20 protein-coding genes are annotated in these 22051 nt (G+C 32.6%); 11 read left to right on the forward strand and 9 right to left on the reverse strand.

Features of this window, described 5'->3' with window-relative positions; genetic code table 11:
- Positions 1-6 precede the first annotated feature (6 nt).
- The 3 genes from nirD to mobA are packed head-to-tail and all read left to right on the forward strand — an operon-like array spanning position 7 to position 5057.
- Positions 7-1629: a nitrite reductase small subunit NirD gene (gene nirD / locus FY048_RS03795; RefSeq protein WP_446090180.1), complete on the forward strand. Its 1623-nt coding sequence runs from the start codon at positions 7-9 to the stop codon at positions 1627-1629.
- An 18-nt stretch (positions 1630-1647) separates the two neighbouring features.
- Positions 1648-4431: a molybdopterin-dependent oxidoreductase gene (locus tag FY048_RS03800; RefSeq protein ID WP_446090181.1), complete on the forward strand. Its 2784-nt coding sequence runs from the start codon at positions 1648-1650 to the stop codon at positions 4429-4431.
- Complete coding sequence (mobA, locus tag FY048_RS03805) at positions 4428-5057, forward strand: molybdenum cofactor guanylyltransferase (RefSeq protein WP_446090182.1); 630 nt, start codon at positions 4428-4430, stop codon at positions 5055-5057. Before FY048_RS03800 ends, mobA begins: the two co-directional genes overlap by 4 nt.
- Positions 5058-5228: 171 nt before the next feature.
- Here mobA and FY048_RS03810 read toward each other — a convergent pair whose 3' ends face one another.
- The 7 genes from FY048_RS03810 to FY048_RS03840 all read right to left on the reverse strand — a co-directional run bounded on the left by FY048_RS03810 (position 5229) and on the right by FY048_RS03840 (position 12495).
- Positions 5229-7196 (reverse strand): TniQ family protein, encoded by a 1968-nt coding sequence (locus FY048_RS03810; protein ID WP_446090183.1) that lies wholly within the window; start codon positions 7194-7196, stop codon positions 5229-5231.
- Positions 7197-7205: 9 nt separating this feature from the next.
- On the reverse strand, positions 7206-8138 hold the full coding sequence (locus tag FY048_RS03815) for a TniB family NTP-binding protein (protein WP_446090184.1): 933 nt from the start codon (positions 8136-8138) through the stop codon (positions 7206-7208).
- Complete coding sequence (locus FY048_RS03820) at positions 8131-9996, reverse strand: Mu transposase C-terminal domain-containing protein (RefSeq protein ID WP_446090185.1); 1866 nt, start codon at positions 9994-9996, stop codon at positions 8131-8133. The genes FY048_RS03815 and FY048_RS03820 overlap by 8 nt, the downstream gene beginning before the upstream one ends.
- The gene (locus tag FY048_RS03825; protein ID WP_446090186.1) at positions 9996-10676 is read right to left on the reverse strand and encodes a hypothetical protein; all 681 of its coding nucleotides are present in this window, start codon (positions 10674-10676) and stop codon (positions 9996-9998) included. The genes FY048_RS03820 and FY048_RS03825 overlap by 1 nt, the downstream gene beginning before the upstream one ends.
- 174 nt (positions 10677-10850) lie before the next feature.
- The gene (locus tag FY048_RS03830) at positions 10851-11045 is read right to left on the reverse strand and encodes a DNA-binding protein (RefSeq protein ID WP_446090187.1); all 195 of its coding nucleotides are present in this window, start codon (positions 11043-11045) and stop codon (positions 10851-10853) included.
- Positions 11046-11299: 254 nt separating this feature from the next.
- Entirely contained in the window at positions 11300-11425 is a 126-nt protein-coding gene (locus tag FY048_RS03835; protein WP_446090188.1) for a hypothetical protein, read from the reverse strand.
- 395 nt (positions 11426-11820) lie between these two features.
- The gene (locus FY048_RS03840) at positions 11821-12495 is read right to left on the reverse strand and encodes a metallophosphoesterase (protein WP_446090189.1); all 675 of its coding nucleotides are present in this window, start codon (positions 12493-12495) and stop codon (positions 11821-11823) included.
- 199 nt (positions 12496-12694) lie between these two features.
- Here FY048_RS03840 and FY048_RS03845 point away from each other — a divergent pair, with 199 nt between their 5' ends.
- On the forward strand, positions 12695-12952 hold the full coding sequence (locus FY048_RS03845) for a helix-turn-helix domain-containing protein (protein ID WP_446090190.1): 258 nt from the start codon (positions 12695-12697) through the stop codon (positions 12950-12952).
- A gap of 35 nt (positions 12953-12987) precedes the next feature.
- On the opposite strand, the gene FY048_RS03850 is transcribed toward FY048_RS03845, so the two are convergent.
- The gene (locus FY048_RS03850) at positions 12988-13200 is read right to left on the reverse strand and encodes a helix-turn-helix domain-containing protein (RefSeq protein WP_130172543.1); all 213 of its coding nucleotides are present in this window, start codon (positions 13198-13200) and stop codon (positions 12988-12990) included.
- A gap of 96 nt (positions 13201-13296) precedes the next feature.
- Between FY048_RS03850 and FY048_RS03855 the strand changes: the two genes are divergently transcribed.
- On the forward strand, positions 13297-14016 hold the full coding sequence (locus FY048_RS03855; protein ID WP_446090191.1) for a hypothetical protein: 720 nt from the start codon (positions 13297-13299) through the stop codon (positions 14014-14016).
- Positions 14017-14137: 121 nt separating this feature from the next.
- Positions 14138-14626, forward strand: a complete 489-nt coding sequence (locus FY048_RS03860) for a hypothetical protein (protein WP_446090192.1) — start codon at positions 14138-14140, stop codon at positions 14624-14626.
- A 159-nt stretch (positions 14627-14785) separates the two neighbouring features.
- Here the strand turns inward: FY048_RS03860 and FY048_RS03865 are convergent, their stop codons facing one another.
- Positions 14786-15337 carry a TetR/AcrR family transcriptional regulator gene (locus FY048_RS03865; protein WP_446090193.1) on the reverse strand — a complete coding sequence of 184 codons (552 nt, stop codon included), beginning with the start codon at positions 15335-15337 and terminating at the stop codon, positions 14786-14788.
- A 647-nt stretch (positions 15338-15984) separates the two neighbouring features.
- Here FY048_RS03865 and FY048_RS03870 point away from each other — a divergent pair.
- From FY048_RS03870 to FY048_RS03890, 5 genes are all read left to right on the forward strand, one after another.
- Complete coding sequence (locus tag FY048_RS03870) at positions 15985-17553, forward strand: aminotransferase class I/II-fold pyridoxal phosphate-dependent enzyme (RefSeq protein ID WP_446090194.1); 1569 nt, start codon at positions 15985-15987, stop codon at positions 17551-17553.
- Positions 17554-17574: 21 nt separating this feature from the next.
- Positions 17575-18675: a hypothetical protein gene (locus FY048_RS03875; RefSeq protein ID WP_446090195.1), complete on the forward strand. Its 1101-nt coding sequence runs from the start codon at positions 17575-17577 to the stop codon at positions 18673-18675.
- Between the two features lie 10 nt (positions 18676-18685).
- A complete protein-coding gene (locus tag FY048_RS03880) occupies positions 18686-20059 on the forward strand; it encodes a flavin monoamine oxidase family protein (RefSeq protein ID WP_446090196.1) in 1374 nt (457 codons plus the stop codon).
- Between the two features lie 75 nt (positions 20060-20134).
- The gene (locus tag FY048_RS03885; protein ID WP_446090197.1) at positions 20135-21091 is read left to right on the forward strand and encodes an acyl-CoA desaturase; all 957 of its coding nucleotides are present in this window, start codon (positions 20135-20137) and stop codon (positions 21089-21091) included.
- On the forward strand, positions 21078-22013 hold the full coding sequence (locus FY048_RS03890; protein WP_446090198.1) for a sterol desaturase family protein: 936 nt from the start codon (positions 21078-21080) through the stop codon (positions 22011-22013). Before FY048_RS03885 ends, FY048_RS03890 begins: the two co-directional genes overlap by 14 nt.
- The last annotated feature ends 38 nt before the right edge of the window (positions 22014-22051 follow it).

Below are 22051 nucleotides of genomic sequence, written 5' to 3' on the forward strand. Positions count from 1 at the left end.
ATTTCTATGAATATTGTACAAGACAAAAATATGCTTCCTGATGATCAATGGATTGATGTGTGTGCACTAGATGATTTAACCCCAAACACTGGCGCAGGCGCATTAGTAGGTGATCAAGCAGTTGCAATCTTCCGAGTTGGACATGAAAAACGCGTTTATGTGTTAAGCAATAAAGATCCGTTTAGCCAAGCAAATGTGATGAGCCGCGGCATTATTGGTGATTTACAAGGCGAGCGTGTGATTGCATCACCAATTTATAAACAACACTTTAGTTTGGCAACTGGTCGCTGTTTAGAAGATAAAGATCAAAAACTTTCAGTTTATCCAAGCAAAATTGTTGATGGTCGTGTTTTGATCAACCCCGTGCCACAAAAAACTTATATTACCAATACAGGTGTGTCTCAAGACAAACTTAAACTAGTACTGATTGGTAATGGTTTGGCAGGTATGCGTTGCCTAGAAGATTTACTCGACATGGCGCCAGATCGTTATGAAGTAACGGTGATTGGTGAAGAACCTTGGGGTAACTACAACCGTATTATGTTATCTCCGGTTTTATCGGGTGAAAAAACCATTGAAGACATTATGTTGCATCCACCGAAATGGTATAGCGATAAAGGCATCAAATTTATTGCAGGCGACAAAGCTGTAAAAATTGATCGCCCACGTAAAGTGGTTTACACCGAAAAGGAACAAACAGTTGATTATGACCGTTTGATCTTGGCAACTGGTTCGGCGCCATTTATTCCACCAGTCCAAGGAGTGGATTTAAAGGGTGTTTTAACCTTCCGTGATATTTATGACGTTAACACCATGATTGAGTACTGCGGTTCAAAAAACAATGCAGTCGTGATTGGTGGTGGCTTACTTGGTTTGGAAGCAGCTTACGGTTTAAAGCAACGTGGTATGAACGTGACCGTATTGCACTTAATGGACCGTATTATGGAGCGTCAACTTGACGGCCGTGCGAGTCAGTTACTGCGTCATAGCATTGATCAAAAAGGTATTAACATTATTACCGAAGCCAATACCGAAGCGTTAATTGGTGATGAAAACGGTCATGTGAAGCAAATACGCTTGAAAGATGGCACAGTGTTAGATGCTGACCTTGTGGTGTTCGCTGTGGGTATTCGTCCAAATATTACTTTGGCGCAAAGTGCTGGTCTACGCTGCAACCGCGGTGTGTTGGTCAATGACACCATGCAAACATTTGACCCAAGTATTTACGCGGTGGGTGAGTGTATAGAACACCGTGGACAGACCTTTGGTTTAGTTGAGCCACTATGGGGCCAAGCTTTTATTTGCGCGACCCATTTGGCAGAACACGGCAGCTTAACTTTTAAAGCACCGACCGTACCGACTCAGTTAAAAGTCAGTGGTGTCGATGTGTTCTCGGCGGGAAATTTTGAGCCGAAAGATGATTATGAAGACATTATCCTGAATGATGAAAAACGCCAGATTTATAAACGCATTATCATTCAAAGCGATCGGGTAATCGGTGCAGTACTGTTCGGTGATACTGAAGATGGTATGTGGTATGCAGAGTTAATTGCAGACCAAACACCTGTTTCTTCATTCAGAAATAAACTGCTATTTGGTCGAGATTTTGCATTAAAAAATGCAGGCTAAATAGGGAAAGGAGCAGTTATGAACAGTATTCCAAGCGTTGAAATCGATAGCTCCGACCATGTTGCAACAACTATAACCAAAACAACATGTCCATATTGTGGGGTGGGTTGCGGTGTTAGTGTAAACGTCCAGCAAAAACATCAAGGACCTGTGGTGCAAGTTGAGGGGGATGCTGAGCATCCTTCCAACTTTGGACGCTTATGTATTAAAGGTAGCCGACTTGCGGATACTTTGGGGTTAGAAACACGTGTTTTACAACCAATGATGGGGCGAAAAGCTGATCGGGTAGTAACGACATGGGATGCGGCAATCAATAAGATTGCTGATAAATTCCAATCTTGTATCGATCAATATGGTCGTGACAGTATTGCATTTTATGTTTCAGGTCAGCTTTTGACTGAAGACTATTATGTGGTGAACAAGTTTGTAAAAGGCTATTTGGGTACTGCAAATATCGATACTAACTCACGCCTTTGCATGTCATCGGCTGTTGCGGGTCATAAACGTAGCTTTGGTGAAGATATTGTCCCAGCGAGTTATGAAGATTTTGAACATGCAGACATGGTGGTATTGGTCGGTTCTAATACCGCATGGTGCCATCCTGTGCTTTATCAGCGGATCATGCAGGCTAAAAGCCAAAATCCAGATATGTTCGTTGTGGTGATTGACCCACGTTTTACCAGTACTTGTGAGCAAGCTGATTTACATTTACCGATTTTACCGGGTCAAGATGTCGCTTTATTTAATGGCTTATTTCAATATTTATATCGAAATGGTCATGTCGATCAGGCCTTTGTAGATGCCTATACAGAAGGTTTGGGAGAGGTTTTGTCAAGCAGTCAGCAAGAAACTGATGTTGAATATGTGGCAAAACGTAGTGGTATTTCTTTAGACAAATTACAGCAGTTTTTTGAAAAATTCGCTCAAACTGAAAAAGTAATCACCCTATTTTCAATGGGTGTGAATCAATCAAGTCAGGGAGTTAATAAAGCCAACAGCATTATTAACTGCCACTTACTGACTGGAAAAATTGGTAAGCTCGGCTCTGCTCCATTTTCAATGACAGGTCAACCCAATGCGATGGGTGGTCGAGAAGTCGGTGGCTTAGCCAATATGCTGGCAGCTCACATGGATTTAGATAACCCCTTACATCAAAAAGTGGTTCAAACCTTTTGGGACAGCCCATTTATTGCGACTCAAGCTGGCTTAAAAGCGGTTGATTTGTTCCGTGCCGTTGAAGCTGGAAAAATTAAAGCCATCTGGATTATGGCGACCAATCCAGTCGTGAGTTTGCCAGATGCCGATCAAGTCAAACGTGCATTAGAGAAGTGCGAGCTGGTGGTCGTGTCAGATATCTGCGCAGATACGGATACTACAGCTTATGCTGATGTGTTACTTCCAGCCCTAGGCTGGGGCGAAAAAGATGGAACTGTTACTAACTCTGAGCGTCGTATTTCACGTCAACGCGCCTTTTTACCTGCGCCGGGTGAAGCAAAAGCAGACTGGTGGTCTGTTAGCCAAGTCGCGAAAAAATTAGGCTTTAATGGTTTTGACTTTAAGGGTGCAAGTGACATTTTCAATGAGCATGCAGCTTTATCTGCACAAGACAATATAGACATAGATGCTCGTGCAGAAAGTAATAATTTCCGTTATTTCAATCTAAAAGGTTTAATGAACCTAAGTAATGCTGAGTACGATGCTCTGCAACCAATTCAATGGCCAGTGTGGAATAAAAATCAAGATGCTAAAGCCGTTCAACAACTGTTTGGCAAGGGCCAGTTTAGTCATAAAAATGCCAAGGCAAAACTGATTCCAACTGTTGCAATTGATCCTGTTAATGCGGTTTCAGAAGACTATCCTCTCATTTTGAACACTGGACGTATTCGTGACCAATGGCACACCATGACGCGTACTGGTTTGTCACCAAATTTGACCAGTCATCGCGCTGAACCATTTTGCGAGATTCACCCAAGTGATGCCTTGAAGTTTGGTGTACGTGATCAAGGCTTAGTAGAAGTTCGTTCGAAATGGGGCAGTTGTGTACTACGGGTGACCTTCTCATCGGGTGTACGCCGTGGGCAAATTTTTGCACCCATTCACTGGACCGAACAGGTTGCATCCGATGCCCGCATTGGTAAAGTCGTTAACCCTGAGGTCGATGCGATTTCAGGTGAACCCGAGTTCAAACATACGCCTGTCACCATTCAGCCGTTCTATACCACTTGGCAGGGTGTGCTTTACGTGCGTGAAGGATACGATGCGTATATTCAAGAATCGCTACATCACTGTGCATGGTGGACTAAGGTCAAAATGGTAAAAAACAACCGCTACGAACTCGCTGACCGCCAAACTTTTCACGATACTCAAAAGAACTTAAAAAGCTTTTTGCCATTTGCCGATGAAACTTTTGAATGGCTGAGTATTGAAGATATTTCATCACAATTAAGTCATAGCGTTGTTTTGAAAGATGGCATCGTAATTGCAAGTCTATATATTGCACCGCCAGATTTATTGCCAGATCGCGATTGGGTGGCTAGCCTGTTTAAACGCGAACGTTTAAGTGCCTTACACCGAAAAGCGTTACTAGCTGGTATGCCAATGTCTGCTACAAATAATGACGGACCTTTAGTCTGTAGTTGTTTTAAAGTGGGTAAGAATAAAATTATTGAAACCATTAAAACGCAAAACATTACTCATGAAAAACAGGTCACTGCTTGTTTAAAAGCAGGTGGTAACTGTGGTTCATGTTTACCTGAAATCCGTGGCCTGATTAAAGCTTGCCAACAGGAGGTAGAAGTGTGAATAAGGGATATCCCGTAACTGATCTGGTCATTCTAGCGGGTGGACAAGCCCGCCGTATGAACGGTTTAAATAAGTTGTTACAGCAATTTGATGGTGAACCCCAACTTCTTAAAATTCACCAAAAATTAAAACCATCTGTCTCTAAAATTTGGGTCAATAGTCATCGTGATTATTCAATTTATCAAAGTATTGTGCCAGATATTAAATGTTTTCAAGATGATGCTTCTGGCTTTTTCGGCCCGCTTATGGGAATGAAAAGTGCGTGGTCTCATGTAGAAGCAGATTATGTTTTGTTTATTCCCTGTGACGTGACGTATGTCCCAACACAAGTCGTTGCTAAATTACACAGTGCACTTCGGAAAAATAAACAGGCTCAGGCAGCTTATGTTTCAATTAATGGAGATTCTTTGTATCCATTTTGCTTATTAAAACGAGAAAGCCTCATTACCATTACAGAGCAAATTGAAAAACAACGATTAAGTTTGAAAGAATGCTTTAAGCTTTTGCATGCACAAGTCGCCATATTTCAAAAACAAAATTTATTTTTTCATAGCATTAATTCTTTAGATGAGCTTCAGCAATACAAACAAATTAATGCCTTTAAAGAGATATTTACAGCAAGTTAAAAACTAGATTTGAAAATTAGATGCGTTAAATGACATAAAGTGTGAGATTTGCTACTTTTAAAGATCAATGAGATAGAGAATTAGTGACATTCTATCTCAATGAAAAATGACATAAAGTGTGAGATTTATTAAAAATAAATGACATAAAAGTTAGGATTTTTTTTAATAAATTTAATAAAACATTTTACGAAAGAAATAAGAGTGTAGGTCACTCTTATTAAACATTTTTATAGAAAAATACTTGTTGCCAAATAAGCAAGATGAAATAAATTCCTGTTCTTCTAAAGTTTGTAGGGCATCTATTGTGAGCTTCATAAAATTACAAGCTTCAGAAAGCGTATAAAAGTTTTCATGAATGTCTTGTATGTGATGAAACTGTTCGATTGCTATAAATTGCCAAAAACCTAAATTTATAATTTTTGCAAATTTTGCTTTTACCCAAGTTTCAATAAACTGATCATATGTGAAGTTTAATTCTTTCAAAATAATTTTAAGATCAATAAGTGAAGGATCATTTTTAATTTGTAAAAAGTTATCAAGACTATTTTTTAGAATTTTCAGAGGCCTTTTATTTTTATCAATAGCTAATATGAAATTACTTTCAATAAGTTGTTCTAGTTCCTTTACTTGAATACCTATTATTTCAGCAGCATCTGTAGATGAGTAATACGCCCTTGAAGTTATTCTAAAATTTTTTCTATGAGTTTTTCTTGTTTGATTATGAGGGAGGGTATTAATAATACTTAGAGTTATATTTTCAATATCCGACTTTTTATAAAATATAGCATATGAGTTGCTTTGAGCAGCAGGATGAATATCAAGTAAGCTAAGCTTAGATATTAAAATTGTTCGAGTTTCTTGAAAAGTTAATGCTAACTTTTCTACTAAAATAAAATTTTCATTAAAATTTGAAAGAATTTTTTTTGATATACAGTATTTAGTCTTGTAATTAATAATTTTTCTTGAGATACCGAGATAGGGATGCTTCAAAAATCTGGTTGCTACTTTAATATCTACTTCAAGAATTTTACTGATTTGATTGGCATCGAAATAGAGATCCGATTGGTCATTAAAAAGTGGTGGATTATGAAATGATTTTTGAGAATCTGATGGAAGTTTTCCACTCAATAATAATTCTTCAATTAGTTTAATTGAGAAAATAAATTTTTTATTTTTATGATACTTATCAAAAATATTCTTATTTAATGAAATTAATTTATTTACTTTATATGGTGAGATGTTAAGAATAGTATAGACTTCACTCATATTTAATTGTTGATCTACTCCGATAGTAGAAAGTGATTTTGGCTCATCAAATTCAATTAAAATATCTTTAGCAAGTTTACTAAAGGTAGGAGTGCTTCTTAGAAAAGGAAGAAGCTGTATACGTGGAAATGTGTAACATAAATTTTCTTTTATTAAACTAATTATTTTTTCAAAAAAAACATGCCTATTTTCTAAATAAAGATAACTAAGAGTTAAGGTTATATTAAAGTTAATAGGTAAGTTTAGTTTATTATAATAAGTTGAAAGAAGAATCCAAATGCCTTGGAATTCATTAAAAATATTTTCTATATTGTTTTCTACAGTATTTAAAAGCCAATTGGTATAATGCGTAATTTCAGAACAGGCAGCAATAGTTTTACTTTTTCGTAGGTCAAATTCACAATTACTACATATATGTAAAAAAGTACGATTTGTTTTTAACTGTGATCTACAGGATGGGCATTGACTAATTAGATAAATATTATGAACTGAACACACAAAAATTGGTATTAATGTCCATTGTTTTTTCCAGTATAAGTGTTCTTCTAAACAAATAGGACAAAATTTATCAAGCTTTAAGCAAATTAATTCACGTGAGATAAATTGTGCAGATTTATATTTAATTTGCATTCTATTTGAACTCATGTTGAAAACAAGAGAAGCATAATTAGGTTGTAAATCGAAGATATCAATTATTTGAGAAACTTTACTTTTATTTGTAAAGATAAATTCTAAATTCTCGTCTGAAACCTTAATGCCATGATTATTCAACATTTGTTTAGGACTTTGATATCCGTTAATTTGTGATAGTCTTAATATAATACTACCGATAAATTCATCTTCGAAGGCAATAGGTGTATGAGGTAATTTCATAAGGTATAACTACATTAAATTAGAAATTTCAGTGTTTGTTAAATAGAAAATATTCTTTTTTGTTAATGGCTTATAAAGAATTCCTTTTTTAGAGTAAGCATGATCAAAGTCAAGTAAATTGATTGTTATTCTGTTTTCACTCAAGGCATTTAAACAACTATGATAAACAAGTTCAGTGACATAAGCCTGATATCCTGAAGTTGCTAAAAAGATTCTTTTAGATAACTCAACTGAAAATAATGAAGGTGAAATTGTTAGCTTAAATTGATCACTTAAAAACTTTTCTAATTGAATTAAAAAAATAATTAATGTGGAAGGAGTATCTTTATCTTTTTGATTTAATGAGAGTGGAGATAGGGTGAAAACATGAGAAAATCTTCTAGCTAGTTGCGTGTCTAAAAAAAGATTAGATTGTAAATCTGGTAATCCGATTAAACATATTGAAATTTTACTTTCATCAGCGAGAGTTTTTATCCAGTTTGCAACGTTTTCAGATGTTCGATTTTTCTTTGCAGTAGTACTGTAAATATGATGGAATTCATCTAGTAATATCAAACGTGTTTCGCATTCTTTAAGTAAAACGCGTAATCTATAATTTAATTGCTCACTTGTTCCTTTTTGATCATTACAGCCAAGTTCTTCAAGCATCCGAATCGTGAGGCTCTTAATTGTGATTGGAGAAGGTACAGGTAAATAGAATACGGGTATACATTGTTTCTCAAAACCATTTTTTAATTCAGTGTATGGTTTGTTTCTATTCTTCAAAACAAGGCCTATTGTAGATTTACCCACACCTCCGGCTCCCAAAAGTAAAGAACAAATAGGTTTATTGTTTGCTATACTGATATTCATACATTCCGTTATACCATTTAGAGCAAAAGAAAACTCTTCATAGTTACTAATAAAATTTTTAAATTTTAATAGTTTTTCAATATTATTCATCAAAGTTAATTACCTCATAGTTGCTTTCATAACTTTGCAAAAGGGTAGAGTGTGTTTCAATTCTTTCAAAAGTTGATAATTTATTAGCTTCTTCCGGTATTAACTTTTGTGTTATGGCGAGCGTATTAATATTGTGGTTCAATAACTCATCATCAATTTTTTTGTGTCTTCTTTTTCGTTTAGACTCTCCTCTAGTTTTTTGTACAAAAAGTAATCTTGCTAAAAATAATAGATTTTCATTTTTAATTTCATTAATATCAGTTTTATAATATTTTTTTAATTCTTCCTTGGCTTCAAGATATTCATCTAAAGACATATTTTCGGTATATTCTTTTAAAATAGAATCAGCTCTAATTATATTTGAACTATCGTACGGGTCTTGAATAAAAATATGACTTAAATCCATATGATCAACATAAATTGTTACTTTTTCTTTAAATTTATATCCTAAAGTTGCTAAAGCATGTGATTTATATCTTAAACCTTTAAAATTTATTTGACCTTTATTAATTTTATAGCGGTATACATGCCTGCATTTTTGTTCTGCTTCAATTTCAGAAACATATAGCGGTGCACAGTATTTTTCAGCTTTTTTCCAATGTGAAGCGGGACGTTCTCCTGTAGCAGAATGAATTGATCTATGATAAATATTTTCTATAAAATCTTCTGTAAATTCAGAAATTTCATTTAATGTATAACAAGCTAATTTTTCTGAATTATATTCACCTCTTTTCTCATAAGAGGATTGAGTTGTACCTCTTAATTTATGGTAAACATTATGATTCAAAGTCAAAAAAAAACGTTCAATATGCGGTTTATTATCCGGTTTATAAGATTCAGACTCGCATTTTGTAATATTAAAAGTATTACAGAAATTATCTATTGTATTGTTTTTAAATTCTACTCCGTTATCAGGAATAATATGTGTAGGAATACCGCCCATTTTTCCTCTGGACGGAGCGCAAATCATAGATTTTAGTGCATGAATGGTTTTGATTGAGCACGGGGCAAGCATGCAAATATGCCAACCTACAATTGCTCTTGTATATACCTCAATTATTATACAAATCCATGGTGTTCCCAATGTTGAACCATTTTCATCAACTATTATACAGTCAACTTGTTGGGTATCAATTTCTACAATGGACATTAGTCCTGGCGATATTAATGATTGACCAGATGATTTAAATAATTTATCTGCTAAAATTTTTCCTTTTTTATTTCTTATTTTTAGATATGGATCAAATCGTTCCAATCTTCTATAAATTGTTCTTAAACTTGGAATTTTTGCATATTTATCTATCTTTAAAATTTTACCTTTTATTTCAAGATGAGCATCTATTGCAGTAAAATATTCTTTTTCCTTAATTATTTCTAGTAATACCTCATTAATTATACTTTCAATATAAATCGGATATCTTAAAGATTTATTACCACTTGATTTAGTATAAAAAGGATCATAACTTGAGAAATTGTCTCGATATATTTTTATATATCGAGCAAGAGTACTGTCAGAAATTATTTTAATTTCAGGGTGAAGAATAGAAATTTGCTTGATTGCTATTCTTAACTTTATTTTAGAACAATTAATATTATTCTCGAAGATATAATTTAAATATTTGCATATATCTTCAATTGGAGCTCTAAAGTTTTTATGTAACTTATTGATATAAAGTGAATTATATGCAATTTCTTTGGAGGATATTTTAGAAATTAAATCATCATAAGTTATAAAATGCATTGAAGAACTATCAATATTTGCAAACCTAATTGACTGCTGATCGATATGGCAAATTTCAAAGTTTTGATAATTTAAGGTAAATCTATCGCCAATATTTATATTGAAATTATTTTTCATTATTTATCTCCTAAGAAATTTTCATAAAAAATAAAGTAATCAGCCAAAAGAGGGGAGAGATTATTATTTTCTAAAATTAGAGTTAGATCATTCTTATTTTTGATTTGATTTTCTTTTAATAAAATACGAGCAAACTGAAGTTCTTCAGGTGAAAAAGATTTGAAATTTGCACGCTGATAATGCATGTTTAAAATTTGAGAATCTTTTCTTTTGGGTAGTTTTCTTGCATCATAAATTTTTAATGAAATCGAATATTTTTTTAATTCTTTTTCAGCTAATTCAAAACGTAAACGTCTTTCATTTGAAAGCATATTAATATGCGCTTTAACTTCATGTACTTCAATACTATTCATTTTTTTTACTATAAAATCTGGAATTATATAATTTTGTTCAGAAATGAATAACTTTATTGCTTGTGTCCGATACTCAATAATATCAGAATTACGTTCTAAATTAATTGCATGTGCAAGTTCTAGACTACTTTCTAAGGCGATTAAACCTGAATTTTTTTTACTTGGAAATAAAAATGTCCTAATACCGGGTCTAGACTTAACTTTTCTTATACCAACTAGTTCAGATGAGAAGTGTGCTTCTTTTTTAAAAGCAGCATCTATATTATGAATTAAATTTGAATTTAGTTGACTTAATTTATTGGATATATAACTATTGGTATTAGTCATTTTAGATTGGCCTGATATTAAAGACGAAATTATGCTTTGAGTAAGTGAAAATTTTACCCAAGTATTGACTGTTCGCTGTAATCAAGACATACTAAATGTTCGACGAAGTGGTAGTCTTTGATTACAACTTGGAACGGACTCTTTATGAGTCCGTTTTTTTATGTACACATTTTATTAACTCTCTTCTGTTTCATTATCAATTAACCCTAATTTTTGAGCAATACGTAAACTTTCACCACGTTTAGGTAAGCGGTTTGTATTTAAAACTCTATAGACGAGATCGCGAGAAAAGTTATGTTTTAAACACCAGTCAGATATTTTTACATTACCTTTTTCAAACTCATCTTTCACCTGCTTTACTGTCTTCATAATAAGAGTAATAAGAATTAATTTTGGATTATCCTAGTTGTTATTTTTAGCGTTTGCAATGCTTTATTATGTATTTTTAATATTAAAATAATATCGAGATTAATAAAGTAAAATATTAATTTAATATTTATAAATAAATATTTTATTGTTAGAGTTAATAATTTTATATTTGAATTTAATATTTATAAATAAATATTTTATTAACTTTTATAATCTAGTAATAATTATATTTAGTAATTAATATCTAACTACGTCTACAGTTTAGTGATGAAATGAGTATCTTCGTCATTGCAGACACGAATCGCATGGGCAATGGGTTGAATTTGGGGAGGAACTAAGTCAAGAATGTCAGAAACAATATCTGGTACGGTAAAGTACATCTACATGGTCATTCCTTTCTTAATGCACCATATAGACAATATCTATATAGATTTTTATGCTTATATATAAACTATTGTTTTATTCAAAACGTTTTAGAGTTTTTCCTGACCAACATTTAAATGCTCAATAAATTATTATTAGTAGGAAATATATAAATTTAATTTATATTTTTAATTATCAATGGCTTAAAATATTTTATTTATATATCTAAAGTTCAATATATAAAACTAATGGGTGAATTTCACCCATTAGTTTTTTTGTGAGCCAAGCTGAACGAATTTTTATCCAGAGTTGAAACTAAATATACAATAACTTTTTTAAAATTAAAATTTGTATGGTATTACCTCATATAATTTTTCTTAATAGCTTTATACTTTTATTCACTAACATTTGTTCAAATTAGTTTTTTTATATATAAATCTTTACTCCAAAAAGAACCTATGTCGATATAAAAACAATTATCCAATTGGACTGGTTCTTTTACTATTGTGTGCCCTAGATAGACTTCATCTATATTCCGGATAGTTTCATGGTGCTCACTATAGTGGCGAATACGATCTCGCCCCCACAAAGCTTTTTGATAAGAAGACTGTAGTCCAGATATTTGATAATTACCTTGCTCAACGTCTTTCTTAAACAATTCCCAGTCATTTGAATCTATATCTGCATGAACAAAACCAATTTTTTTGCTACAGATTTTTAGCTCTATAAGAATTGGAAGTTGAGAAAAGGTTGTAGAAATTTCTAATTGTTTATTTTGAGGTAATGAGTAGAACCATTCACCACCATTCCTTAAGTGTATATCCCGAATTCTAAGATCAGTTTTACCTAAGATACACATTTCCTCATGATTTCCCCGAATCATAGTGAACCATGGTTGGTTGATAAGAGTTAGACAATCGATATTTTCAGGACCTTTATCTATTATATCGCCCACTGAAATGAGTAGATCATTATCAAAGTCAAAATTGTGTTCACCTAATTTTTGCATTAGAAGAGAATAACAACCGTGGATATCACCTACGACAAAAATATGCCCTTTAGAATGGGAGAGGTAACGAGTAAACATAGTCTATTCTCTTGTAAAGCGATTGATGAGTGTAATCATCAACAGATTTAAAAACTAATTCTTTTGAAAGGTTCATTCCAATTTTCTAGAGAGCACTCGGTGAGATAGATCAATAGACCATGTAAAGTTAGCTATATAGCTAACTTTAAGCATTTTTCATATTATATTAGCCATATAGCTAACATTTTTGGAAGAGTAAATGGCACGTAGAGATGAGATAGGAAAAAAGGTAAGAGCCGCAAGGAAAAGCAAAGGCTATACGCAACAGAAACTTTCTCAATTAACTAGAATTAATAAAACAACCATATCTGAAATTGAGAATGGCCGTTTTACAGGGTCGTTTGATATCTTTGAACGTATACTGGATGAGGTTGGATTACAGTTTGAAGTCGTGCAAAAGAAGCATATTTTACCTGATTGGGATGAAATTGAAGCACTATTTGCAGAGAAGGATTAATAAATATCGCTTTAAACTCAGTTAAAAAATTTACATTAACTATCAGGTAACAACTCTTTAGGATTAGTTTCTAGGATATTAGAGATTTCATATAGTTTTAATATCGTAATATTGACCTCACCTCTTTCAATTCTGCCTAGATAACTGCGATCTATATTGCAGAGTAATGCCAATTTCTCTTGACTGATTTCTTTCTCTTTACGTTTTTTACGAATTAATTGTCCAATTTTTATAGATAAATCTTGCATAAATTCTATTCACTTAAAGAATAGAACTATTATTTTTTGCGGTTTAATAGTCCACGGATTATAATCCTCATTTTTAATATTGTAAGCGAATTAAAAATGAGCAAGATTCCATTAAGTATAATTACCTTTTTTAGTTTGACTTTAGGTGGTTGTCAACAAATGCAAGAAGCTGCAAATTCAACCGTAAAAACGATTTCTAAAGGTGTTCAAGCTTATGATGGGTGGGTGAGTAATGGCACAGTCAAGGTCTGGAACGATATGCCTGATGAGAATATTCGCAATAAATTCTTGGTACTTTCTTCCCATGGAAGTAATAACGTTATCACTTTAAATTCAGCTTTATTAAAGGATAAGTACAAATTAGAGAAAAGAACTTTTGATGCTATATTTCTAGAAAAGTACGTTACACACCAAGCTAATTTTTCAGAAGCAAATCGTAAGATTAATAATGGTATGTATGTTTCAGAAAAAGACTTGGCTGCACAACTTTTTATCGAACAAGCATTAGCTAGAGGTAATGAAGTTCGTTTATATAAGAAAGATGTAAATGCATCACTGAATAATAATTTAAGACAAGCGATTATAGCCTTTAATGGTGCATCTAATCGTTATGATGTAGATCCAGCTCTAATTGAATTTGATAAAAAGGGTAGTCCAGTTGCGATTATGACTCGTTCTTGGCAAACCATCTCAGCAATTGGAGTTGATAGCCGTATATACACCAATATTTACTTTGGCCCAGATATGATGCGTTGGTTTGAAAATAATTATACCAATCGTTACTTGGAAAATAATTTAATTCGGACATATCGTTAATTTACTTCGATTTAAACCTTAATAAAGCCTAGGAGAGACCAGTATTTTCCTAGGCTTATCTATACTTTGGCTAAGTAGTCCAATACCCATTTTCTATTTCAATTGTTGATCTTATATCTGTATGTCTAAACTGACTTTACCCTTTTACCATGAATTTTTTGCAATCCTCGAAAGTAAAGAAATATTGAATTGGAGAGCAAATGATTTCGTCCAAGCCATTTTTGATAAAAGAAAAAAAATTGGCAATCGGGACCGCCAGTTAGTCTACAGAGGGCTAGCTATTTTGGTTGAGTGCAAATATTTAAAGCGTGAAAGGAAAGATGAGAACAATAGGATATATAGATATAGTGAGGCTCCTCGACTTAAAGTTCATAAAGAAAAGATTCAGCATGAGAAAATTAAGGAGGTACTCATTGAAGAGCAAGGTATAATCGAGAAATTATTACAGAGAAACAATATTGAGCAAATCTTCCTTAAGGATATTGTAGATAAATACCCAGATTTTGAAATTTTTTTACATAAATATGATGTCTGTATTGCTAAAAAGATACTTGAACTAAAAACAAAGTCACAATTTATAAGAGGAGTCCTTAATGATCTAGATGACTGAAGATCTACCTACTATAAACATTTTTGATAATGCTACTTGGTGTAAATTTAAATTTCATGAGCCAGAATATAAATATGAAAATTGATATCTCTAGCTTTAGTGGCTTCGTTTCGTGATAAAGCTTTAGTGAGACCACTAATCTCAAACATCTTTTTTAAATTATTGATTCGAGAAGGATATAATTAATTTCCATGAGTTGTGAATATCTTCGTAGGTAATATTCCCTAAGTTTGCCTTTACAGTGAGTCCATCTAAAATAATTACAAATAGTGAAGCTAGTTTTCTAGAATCTCTTAATCCAGTTTTATTAAAGATATTTTCAACTTCATCTTCTAACCATTGTTTATACGATATGCTAATTTTCCTGAGATTTAAGTTGTTTGGAAATTCTTCTTGGGCTTTCATGAAAATGCAGCCATGAAATTCATGGCTAGTAAACCAAGAGCTAAACCATAAAAACAATTCTTGTAATTTTTCTAAAGGTTCAATTTTCTCTTTCATGACCTCTTCTAATGAATAAATTAGGTATAATTTTTTTCGTTCAAGTACTTTTTCAATTAAGATCTCTTTAGAAGGGAAGTATCTATAAAATGTTGTTTTGGCAACATTAGACTCACTAATCAGTCGGTCAATTCCTATAGACATGAAATTATTCTTTTCAAATAAATCTGTAGATATACTTAATATAGAGATTTCTTTGGAAGAGTTCATGTTTGTTGCTAACTATATGAATGTTAAATTATTATCTATAATACACTAAAACCAAGTAAAAGTCATTTATTAAGAGTATGTAAAATTTAAAAATAAATTGGTGTAATTTTTTTCGTATCGTTTAAATAAATTAAATTTTTATTGTGTTGGTAAGTTAATTTGGTAATTCATTTTATTATAAATTTTTTGCTTTTTTAAAATATTTAAAATTTTGTTTTATTGATTTAAATTGAATTTGTTATATGTATTTACTGTTGACTGATTTTTAAGATATTGATAGGTCGGGATCTTATTTTTAAAAACTAATTTAATATCTATAGCTGAAATGGACTCTGAATAATGGAATTTTTTAAGAAATTCTTCTAAATTTTTTATTGTTTAAAAAATATACATAAATAATATTTTTTTAAATTCTTTAAATATCAATAAATTAATGTTTGAAAAATATTTTTATGAAATATTTTGTTACAGTATTTGGTATTGAAAAATCTTATTTGATCTAAAAATATGCGGAATGGTCTGTATTGTTTTAGTTTTGATTGATATTATGCGCCTCGAATAAAGATTCGAATAATTAACTTTAAAATAGTTGTTTATTACATTTTGTTATTCATTAAAATTAATTTTATATATAAATTGGTGCTTTCATGAACGTAGAATCTCTTGTTAAAGAAGAGTTGTCAGAAAATATAACTAAAGACAATATTGGATTATCTTCATTAAAGCTTGGAGAACTTGACATTCTAAAGTTATATAATGAATTTTGTGTTGATAATAAAAGAAAAGTTATTTCAGATATTAATATTAATATGAGCCTAAGTGGTGACTTGGGTTTAGATTCTCTAAATCAAGTTGAGTTATTAGTATTTATTGAGCGTCGTTTAAAAATTTCAATTAATCCTGATGAATATTCATATGTCAATAGTTTGATGGACTTGTTGAATCTAATTAATAAAGAGGCGGGTACTCAGGAGGGCCAAGACTCTTTAAAACTAAATATTACAGATCTCCATCGTTACGTAACAAAGGAAATCCCTCATTTTTATAATGATGTAACTGAGCAAGAAGGGCGTAAACTCAGAATAAAAGATAAAATTGTATATGATTTCGCATCAGCAAACTATCTGGGCCTTGATTTAGATCAAAGGATTTTTGAAAGGATTTCAAGTGATTTATTAAAATGGGGGACTCACCCAAGTTGGTCTAGAGCAATAGCGTCTCCACAGCTTTATAAGGAGCTGGAACAAAAAATATCCGAAGTAATGGATGTTCCTGAAGTTCTTGTTTTTCCAACGATAACTTTAATTCATATGGGGATTTTACCTCTATTAGCTACTTCAAATACACTTTTTTTAATGGATGAGCGTGTGCATAAGTCTGTTCAAGAAGGTGTGGACTTAGCATGTGCTAAAGGAGCCCACAAAAAATTCTTTGCCCACAATGATATTAATGCATTGAGAAGCGAACTTAATAATAGCCAAGAATATGAGCAAATCCTTGTTTGTATTGATGGGGTATATTCAATGACAGGTCTGGACGCATGCCTGCCAGAAATAATAGAACTTATAAAAAGTTGCCCTAAAGTAACTTTATATATAGATGATGCTCATGGTTTTGGGCTTTGGGGGCATTCTCCTAGTGAAACTAATCCATATGGAATTGGTGGAGGCGGTTTATTAAAGAAATATAAAATTGATATTAGAAACGAAAATGTGATTTATGTGGCTGGATTGTCGAAAGCTTTTTCTTCACTTGCTGCTTTTGTTACATGTAGAAGTGTAAGTGAACTAGAAAATTTTGCTACTGCATCTACATTTATGAATTCTGGACCATGTCCTACAGCAAGTCTTTCAAGTGCCCTTACTGGACTGGAAATATCACAAAGTCTGGAAGGTGATCAGATCCGTAAGCGTCTTTATGATTTAACAAAAAGATTTATTACTGGTATAGAACAAGTTGGATTGGTTGCGAAACATGAGAATTACTTCCCATTAGTAAGTGTTGAGATCGGAACAATTGCGGATGTAATTGAGGCATCTAAAATTTTATGGAATTGTGGAATTTTAATAACACCGGCTGTTTTCCCAAATGCTCCAATTAAGCAATCAATGCTTAGATTTACTATCACTGCAGCGAATACAGATGAAGAAATTGATGCTGCAATTGATGCTTTAGAGATTGTCAGAAATCAGATCCCGCTTGCTCCTTATAACTAATTTATAACTTTAGGAAATAAAATGATTACTAATAAATATATAAATAATGGTATCTGTTCTTTTACTGAATGGGATCCTTTAGAAGAAGTTCTACTTGGTGATCCTTTAGGTGCCATGAAACCTGGTGATATGTCTGTATTTGATGCAGTTATTCCGCCAGTTTATGCTGATGTGCTTGAAGGAATCTTTCCAAATGGAACAACAGAGTATCCTCAAGAGTTAATTGATAAGGCTCGATTAGAAGTTAAAGAATTAAGAAAAATTCTTGAGGGTGAAGGGGTTAAGGTAAATGTTGCAGAACCTATTGATTTTTCACAATCTCTAAAAACTCCTAATTGGGAGGTTCCCCATCAATTTTGTTCTTCAAACCCACGAGATAGTCTTTTAATTATCGGTGACTTGATTATAGAAGCTCCAATGGCTGATAGAAGTAGATATTTTGAGACTTTTGCTTATAGGAATGCATTAAAAGATTTTAGTAAGCGTGGAGCTAAGTGGATTTCTGCACCAAAACCTATTCTTTCAGATGAAACGTTTACATCAAACTTAGAACGTGATCCGATCGATGGACATCCTACAAAATGGTTGATAAATGAAGAAGAAATCCTTTTTGATGCAGCTGATTTTATGAAATTTGGAAAAGATATATTAGTTTCTAAAAGCCATGTTACAAATGCAGCTGGTATCGAGTGGGTTAAAAGCATTATTGAGCCTCAGTTTACTGTTCATGTAATAGAAACTAAAAATCCATATGCAATGCATTTAGATGACACAATAATGCCTCTTGATCAAGGAAGATTGATATATAGCCCAGATTATTTAGACCCAGCTGCACTACCAGATATTTTTAAATCTTGGGAAATTATTGAAGCGCCTTCAGTTGTAATCAGTGAAAAAAATAGACTAGGTAAACTTTCAGGGTGGTTAAATATTAATATGTTGAGTCTCGATAATAAGAGAATTCTAGTAGAGACGAATCAAACGCATACTATTAATTTTTTGAAAAAATTAGGAATGCAACCTATTTTATGTGATTTTGAAAATTATTTCCCATTTGTTGGATCCTTTCACTGTGCTTCACTTGATATTCGTCGTGTAGGCGATTTACGAAATTGCTTTTAAGGGATTTAGTATGAGTATGTATACACGTAAAAGAGATGTATGCGTAATTGGTGCTGGTATCGCTGGCCTAATGGCTGCTGATCGACTTACAAGTTTTGGGTTTACTGTAGATGTATATGAAGCACAAGATAATTTTGGTGGTCGTATTAAAGATGCTATACATGAAGATGGGAATAGAATTGAATTAGGTGCAAATTGGTTCTCTAGTCAACAAAAGTATATTACATCCCAAATTGAGCGTTTCAAATTAGATGTTATTAAAACTGAAAATGCAGGTAATCATCTAATTTTTTGGAATAAAAAGAGAAGTTCATTTAAAGGTGTAATTCCGACGATTGGATTTATAAAGAACGCGGACATCTTGCAGGGTATGACGCGTTTTGATCTTGCTGTTGCCAAGCTTAAAGATAAAAAACTTTGGGATAAAAGTCTTAGTAAATACGATAAGTTGTCATTTGGACAGTGGATTGAGTCTACTTTATATACTCGAATGGGGCGAGAGTTTTTCCAAATGGTAAGTGAAATGGTATTTGGAGTTGAGTCTCACATGGTATCTTTTTTACATGTCCTAAATTATGCCAATCGTTCTACAAGTTTAACCAGCTTAATAAGTGTGGTTAATGGTCATCAAGAGTTTAGATTTAAAAATGGTCCTTCTGATTTATGTCGGAGCTTAGCTGAGAGTATTGGTACAAAAAATTTTTTTTTAAATAATCCAGTTAAATCTATTTCTATAAATGAAAATGGTTCGGTTGACGTTAATGCTGAAAAGCTGAACGGTACCTATAAAGTTGCCCTTTGTGCTATGCCTCCACCTGCTGTAAAGCAGATTATGTTTGAACCTCCACGATCAATTCCTCGTGAGCGTTTTTTACAAGCCTCACCAATGGGGAGGGTAATTAAAGTTCAAATAATTTATGAGAAACCATACTGGTTAGAAAATGGTTTTTCGGGACAAGTGATGAGTAATCTTTATCCAATAAGTTACACCATAGATAACTCACCACCAGACCATAGTTGTGGAGTTTTAGCTGCATTTGTATGTACTAGTCAAGCAGAAAAATTCATGAGTCCAGAAACAGATCATAAGCAAACTATAACTAGAGCTATTAATAATCTGTTTGGAGTAAATTTTCCTGAGCCCAAGGAGATTTTAATTGAGGACTGGGCTAAAAATAAATGGATCGGTGGGAGTTATGGGGCATATTTCCCCCCTGGAGTCCTTAGTCGAATGGGAGAAGTACTTGATATTCATGAACATCCTATCTATTGGTGTGGGGCAGAATATGGTAAGGAACATCCTTGTCAAATAGAAGGGGCTTTAGAATCTAGTTTTAGGGTTTCTAATTTAATTAAGTTGAAGCTAGAACAGGCAGCCCTATAAAAACTGCATCAAAAAAGCACGATTTTTTGTTTTGAAAATTTCATATTCGCAGAACTAATCTGTGGGAAAACAATTATGAACGAAAAAATTTTAGCCGATGATAATCATCAAGCTAAGAGAAACGCAATGCTATTTGACCAGCGTATGGCAAAAACTCAAATGTGGCATTTTTTAATTCTTACATGTTTACCAATACCTTTAACTGTAATTGCGTTTATCTGGTTTCCACCAACTATTTCTAATTTAATAGAATTCTTTTTATTTTGGTTTCTAACTTTATCAGGTGTTATATGTGGGAGTCACAGGTACTTGTCACATAAGTCATATGCTCCTGTTAAATGGCTAAAACAATTATTAATTGTACTCGCTTCAATGGGAGGACAAGGCCCTCCAGTAGTTTGGGCCGCATTTCATAGAAGGCATCATCAATTAACAGATAAAAATGGGGATCCACATACACCAACATTATCTGGATCAAATGTCAAAGGTGTATTTCATGCAAGTTTTATGTGGATGAAAAAACATGAATACCCAAATTTGATGGTGTATGCGCCAGATTTAGTTCGCGATGATGAAATCATGTCTGTTAATAGACATTATTATCGGTGGGTATTTTTTTCAATGATAGTGCCAGCATTAATTGAGTTTGTAGTCACTCAGAATCCTATTGGGTTGCTGACAGGTTTTTTATGGGGATGGGCAGTTAGGTCATTTGTTGTGAGTAGTACTATTGGATACGTTAATAGCTTTAATCATCTTGTTGGAAAGAAAGAGTTCCGAACAAGAGACAATAGTCGAAATCATTGGTGGATGACTATAATTACTTTAGGTGAATCTTTTCATAATAATCACCATGCTTTTCCTGGTTCGGCTCATGTAGGTTTGAAAGCAAAAAACTTAGATATAGCTTATGGACTAATAAAAATTTGGGAAAAGTTAGGATGGGTATCTAAAGTACAAGTTCCTTCTAAAGAGAGAGTTGAAGCAAAAAGAATTGAGAGCTTAAAGGAAAATCAAAATGATAACTCATAATGATAAAAGCCCTTCAGTGCTGATGCAAAGTATTTCCTTAATAGTTTGGCCAGGTATTGTATTGTCATCATTGATATTGTATTGGGTATTAATAAACTCTTTTAAATTATCATATGAAAATGCTTTGCAATTACATTTTATTGGACTCTTTTTTATTATATTTGTATTTGAATGGATTATTCCATGCCATAAAAGTTGGAATAAATATGATAACCAAAGTTGGAATGATTTTTTATATAATTTGACATTTCCATTAGTTCAAATCGTTGTTGCTTTGTTGGTTTTAAAAGTTGTTGATTTTACTACAAGTACTGAAAAATCATATTTAATAGATATTAAGAGGTTTATTAATTCTGAATTTCTTCAGTTTGTTTTTTTAATATTTTTAGTTGATTTTATTTGGTATATTTGTCATCGAACTTTTCATACAATTCCAAGGCTGTGGAATATACATGCATTACACCATAATAGTGATCAGCTTCATGTGTTGAATAATGCGAGAGTTCATCCAATAGAAGTATTTTCTCTATTTTTTCCGATATTATTGGTTGTTGAGTTTATTAATATTCCAAACTCTGTATTTAACTGGTTCCTTGTGTTTCAGTTAACAATTGGTTTATTAACGCATTCAAATATAAATACTAATACAGGATGGTTAGCTTATATTTTTAATACACCAGAGGCCCATCGTTGGCATCATAGCCGCATTAGAAGTGAGCATAATAATAATTATAGTTCTGTTTCAATGTTCTGGGATCATATATTTATGACTTATTTCAATCCTAGAGAGCGTGAGGCCTCAGAGAATATAGGAATAAATACGCTTTATACCTCAGTCCCTAAAAAGTGGGTTAGTCAATTATTTATACCTTTCAAAAGTCAAAAATCATCACTAGTGAAAGATAACTTAAAAAATTTGTAAAAAGACAGTACGAACGAGATTTAGTAGGAGCCAATATA

The sequence above is a fragment of the Acinetobacter sp. 1124_18A genome (genome assembly GCF_052824995.1).